Here is a 4,536-nt window from a genome sequence, read left to right as displayed (position 1 = left end):
CCCGCGGTCCCGGCGGCCACCTGCGCCTCGTTGCCCGCTCCGCTCGCACCACCCGTGAGGGCGGCGATTGCGGCAGCATTCGGCGCCGCCGGCTGGGCCGGCCGCGGGATGCCCTCGGTGTTCCAGACGCGCGCCATGTCGATGCCGCTGGGCCCGCCCAGCGCCGAGGTCGACACCACCCGGTACGCGGCGGTGAAGTCAAGGTCATCGAGGTTGGCGTCCATGACTGCGGGGCTGTACTCGGTGTTGACAATCGCCCTGGCCTGCTCCTCCGCCGCCGCCATTCGGGCCCGCGACTCGGCAGCGGCGCTCAGCCCCGCAGGTCCGTGCTCCTGGCCGGAGAGCTGCGCGATCTTGGCTTGCGCTGCCTGCTCGGCGACGCTGGTGCGGGTGGTGACGAACCCGTCGTGCGCGCGCCTGGCCTTGCGTGCGACCTGCTCCAACTCCCCTGACAAAGCGAACGCCGAGTTCACCAGGCCCGTCACCGAGTCCTGCGCACTCGACGCGAACTGCCCCTGCCAGCTGCTACCGAGGATGTTGTTGAGGTCGCTGTTGAGCTGTTCCGCAGCTGAGTTCAGTGCCTCCGAGACTCTGGTGGCCCGCTCATCGATGTCGCTGAACTGGCTCGGTTGCAGTCCCTCAGCACACTGGGCGATGCGCTCCAGCGGCGAATCCGACACATCCTCCGGCCCCACTCGCCCGTAGGCGCCCATGACGCACATGTCCTGGAGTGCGAAGACGTCCGATTCGCTTGCGTGTATCAGCCCCAGGCTCTGCAGCCCGGCAGGTTCCTCAGCCGCCTTCGACAACGCCCCCGCCAACGCCTCATCCTGCGCCTCGATGAGCCCCCCGGCGGCGGCGAAGAGCATCGACATCGCCTCCGCCTGAATCACGAATTCATCCAGAAGGCTGCGAAGATCTTGGTCGGCAAATAGCGAGTAGACGGTCCCTAGTTGGCGAGCGGTTATAAACGACCCGGACGCCGCGACCTGCGCCCCGATAGAGCTCTGATCTATCGCGGTGCGAATTGTCCCGGTGAACCCTTCACACGCCTTTACACAAGCGCGTACGACCCCCTGGACTAGATGAACAGTCACCGATAATCTCCCTCTGGGACAAACGCAACGATCGAGCTTGCGACCTCATCCAATGCGTGACACGGCGGGACCGAACGCTCTTGCCTGAAGTACCTAAGAGCCGTTGACATGGTCACCTTTATCCAAACGGTGCCGCGGCCCGTGAAAAGCAGATTCAGACAGGAGTCCTCCGCCCTATTCGACCTCTCCGTCATCTGAATCGCGTTCCGCGCACCGATCTCATCGTTGCGATTATCGACGACGAAGTTTGGGTCGGATAAATACTCGTCGTGACTTTTCCAAGTTCCCAGGACGCTCACATGCACTTCATTGCTCTTCCAGCCACAAGAGATCAATTCGCCGCGCTCGTTGTTGGCATACTCGTCGATAGGGTGGACCGCGCCGCCAACCCCCTCTTCAATAGCTTCGATCGGGATCTCGGCACACGGGTCGAACAGGGCAGGCCTCTGCTCGATCGGCAGATCCCAGGGATTGCCCGGCTCCTCGGCAGCGGCTGGGCTCGTCGTCGTCGTCGACTTATCTTCTCCCCCGTCAGCCGACGCGCACCCGGACAGCACCACACCGGCGGCCACCACCGCAGCTACGAACGCTCTACTTTTCCCCACAACCTGTACGACGGGCCGAGCCGCCGAACGGTTCCCCCGACCTGAGGTTCGCGGCGCCAAGCCGCGTCGCCGCAGGTCGGAAGGGGCGTCGTCAGGTCGGTAGGCGCTCACGATCAGAGATCATCCCAGTCGTCGCCGGCCGACGGGTGGGTCATCACAGTGCCGGGCCCAGAGATTTCTGTGCCGGGTGCGGAACCGGACGGCAGGCTCGCGACGTCGTACCTGGTGACGGACAAGCTGCAGAAAGGGCGAGGCGTGAGCTACACGATCGGGCAGATCAGTCGCTGGGACACCAACGCGCTGACCGCCGCCGGGGACGCCGTTGCCACCCGTCGTACCACCGCAGAAGAGGTACGAAACTTCTTGGCCGACGGGCGGGACACGCTCGCGGAGGGCTGGTCCGGCGTCGCAGCAGACGCCGTCCTCGACGCGGCGGAAACCGAGAAGTCGCACGTCACCAAACTCGCAGACGGGCTCGAAGACCTCACTGACGCCCTGTCCCGAGCCGAAGCAGCCCTGCAATCCGCAGTCCAATCAGTACGCGACCGAGTCCGCGACGCCGTCAGTGCCGGGCTGGTCGTCGGCCAGGACTCCGTCGGCCCCGGACCCGGCCGCGACGACATCACCCAGGACACCGTCAACGCCCATGCCGAGACGATCCGCATGGCCCTGGACACCGTGCGGTCGCTCGACGAGCACTACGGCCGCGAGATCGACCTCGTGGCCACCCGGCTCCACGAGGCGATACCACCAGAAGTCGACCGGCGACCGATACCGGGGCCAGGGCATTCATGGCTTGCCGCAGTCGATGCCGTGACCGGCGGGGCCAGGTACGGGTTCCCGATTCAAGCCGATGAGCTGGACCCTGCGACTCGCGGACGGCACAAACTCAATCCCGTTGCGGACGCTCCCGGAAAGGCCTGGGCCGGCGTGCTCCGAGGCCTCGGCAAAATTGCCGGCCCTCTCGGCGCAGCCGTCACCGTCTACGACGGCGTCGAGGGATACGCGACAGGCGAAACCACTGCTGGAGAAGCGTCCATGGAGACGGCGGGCGCTCTCATCGGTGGCACCACCAGCGGCATGGGGCTCGGGGCCATGGCCGGCGGTGCCATCGGTCCACTCGGCGCGATTCTGGGCGCTGGTATCGGCGCAGCGGTGGGCAGCTACTTGGGAAAGAAGGGTGGAAGTGCGGTGTTCGACCGATACTTCACCCCGTGACTGGAAGGAACCGAATGGACGACGACAAACCTGACGCTGGCCGCAAAATCCGATGGGTCTGGTTGAGACCGCTGACCTGGGCTGACTTCAAACACAACATCCGCCTCATGGTGGACAACGACCCCTCGATCAAGGTTGAGATATTCGCAGGCCTGGCGATTTTCGGCGGAGTGATCATCTGGGGCGAATTCTTCGCCTGACTGGGGGCCAGCGGCGCAGGCTCGGATCACTCGTCGAGAAGATCTCTGCAATCCTCTTCGGTCGATTGCTCGAGGCACTCCATCCACCGAACCTGGTCGTCAACCCAGGGATGCCGCGGTTCCTGTCCGACATCGAATCGCCACACGTAGTTGTCGCACAGAATCGCAACGCCACTGGCGTCGACCGCCCTGCGGCCGATATCCGCTCCCATGCACTGCGCACCGAGGCGTGGCCCCGCCTGCCGCATCGCCTCCTCGACTGCCGGATTCGGCGCCAACTGCGGGTCACGCGACCACGCGGCACCGTCGGTGTACTGCACACGGGTGCAGTAGGCGGTCACGCCGTCAGCGAAGACGGCCAACGCACCGCGGGGCCCGCACTCAGCACCCTCGGTCACGATCGCCGGGGTCGGCGCGGCAGGACTGTGGGGTGTCTCGTAGAGCGGTGTGGAGGTCGGTGTTGCGATCTCCTGCGAGGTGGCCTTTTCGGCCGTGGTCACAGTGAATGCCGACGAAGTGGCGGATGTGGGCGCCGGCCCCGGCGCATCATTAGCACCTCCTCCGAATTCGCCGCACCCGGACACAACGATGAGCACTGCCGTCAGCACACCGGTCACTCTCACTCGCTCCGCGGCCACGTTCATGTGATCAGTATTGACACCGTCATCGTAGTGGGAGGCCTCTTGCACAAACCAGTTCGCGCAGTCCCCCGCAAGGCCAGCTGAGGCCGGGCGCAATCGGGCGAGTAGTCCGCGAGCACCCGGCGGGGGTGACACCGCCGCTCCCCTTTCGTCGACGTGAACTGGGACGACGCGTTCGTGTCGTACCCGGGTGATCTAATCGAACACATGAGCGACACCGGAAAGGGGGCCGCGGCCAGCAATGAGCTGGCCGTCGTGCTGTCCGCGCTCGATGCCCACCTTGAGCGCGACTGGGCGGAGGTGTCACCGGCCGAACTGCACGCCGAACTGGTCGCCCTCGAACAGGCCCAACGCCGCATCCGCGCCTCCCAGGCCCGCGTCTTGGCCACCGCCCGCACCTCGGGTACCGCGCGGCAGATGGGATTCGTCAACGAGCGACAGATGCTCACCGGTGGCCTGGGCCTGGCCCCCGGGGACGCGCGCGGCCGACTCGACGACTCCGCCATCGCCGACACCGCCCGCATGCGCGCCACTGCCGAGGGCGCCCTGTCCGCCGGGCACCTCAGGATTATCAACGCCGCCCTGGCAGCCCTGCCCGACGACTACGACGACGAGGCGCGCGCACACCTGGAAGCGCAGCTGATCGCCCTGGCCGCCGAAAAGTGTACGACCCGCCGCCTCCAGGAACACGCGCACCGACTCCTGGATGCTGTCGACCCGGGGCGCACCGAGCGCGGCGCGGCAGAGCGGGCCCGCCGCCGCTCGGTCACGTGCG

At 66.3% G+C, this 4,536-nt stretch carries 6 protein-coding genes; 3 read left to right on the top strand and 3 right to left on the bottom strand.

All coding sequences use genetic code 11. The annotated features are described in order from the left end of the window. Together G6024_RS14205 and G6024_RS14200 are read right to left on the bottom strand one after the other, a co-directional pair. Positions 1 to 893 (bottom strand): hypothetical protein (locus G6024_RS14205; protein ID WP_159148993.1); only part of this gene is annotated, 893 nt, incomplete at its 3' end. A 200-nt stretch (positions 894 to 1,093) separates the two neighbouring features. Further along, positions 1,094 to 1,672, bottom strand: coding sequence for a DUF3558 family protein (locus G6024_RS14200; RefSeq protein ID WP_159148992.1), 579 nt, complete (start codon positions 1,670 to 1,672; stop codon positions 1,094 to 1,096). 285 nt (positions 1,673 to 1,957) lie between these two features. Between G6024_RS14200 and G6024_RS14195 the strand changes: the two genes are divergently transcribed. Both G6024_RS14195 and G6024_RS14190 read left to right on the top strand, forming a co-directional pair. Continuing rightward, positions 1,958 to 2,920, top strand: a complete 963-nt coding sequence (locus G6024_RS14195; protein ID WP_159148991.1) for a WXG100 family type VII secretion target — start codon at positions 1,958 to 1,960, stop codon at positions 2,918 to 2,920. Positions 2,921 to 2,934: 14 nt separating this feature from the next. Further along, positions 2,935 to 3,120, top strand: a complete 186-nt coding sequence (locus G6024_RS14190) for a hypothetical protein (protein ID WP_132063656.1) — start codon at positions 2,935 to 2,937, stop codon at positions 3,118 to 3,120. A gap of 26 nt (positions 3,121 to 3,146) precedes the next feature. On the opposite strand, the gene G6024_RS14185 is transcribed toward G6024_RS14190, so the two are convergent. Beyond that, positions 3,147 to 3,737: a hypothetical protein gene (locus G6024_RS14185; protein ID WP_182640399.1), complete on the bottom strand. Its 591-nt coding sequence runs from the start codon at positions 3,735 to 3,737 to the stop codon at positions 3,147 to 3,149. Positions 3,738 to 3,968: 231 nt separating this feature from the next. On the opposite strand from G6024_RS14185, the gene G6024_RS14180 reads away from it, so the two are divergent. Beyond that, a partial coding sequence (locus G6024_RS14180) for a DUF222 domain-containing protein (RefSeq protein ID WP_159148989.1) occupies positions 3,969 to 4,536 on the top strand: 568 nt, incomplete at its 3' end.

The organism is Dietzia maris, assembly GCF_014144855.1.
GTDB classification, from domain to species: domain Bacteria; phylum Actinomycetota; class Actinomycetes; order Mycobacteriales; family Mycobacteriaceae; genus Dietzia; species Dietzia kunjamensis.
This window is presented reverse-complemented; position numbering and strand designations above follow the sequence as displayed.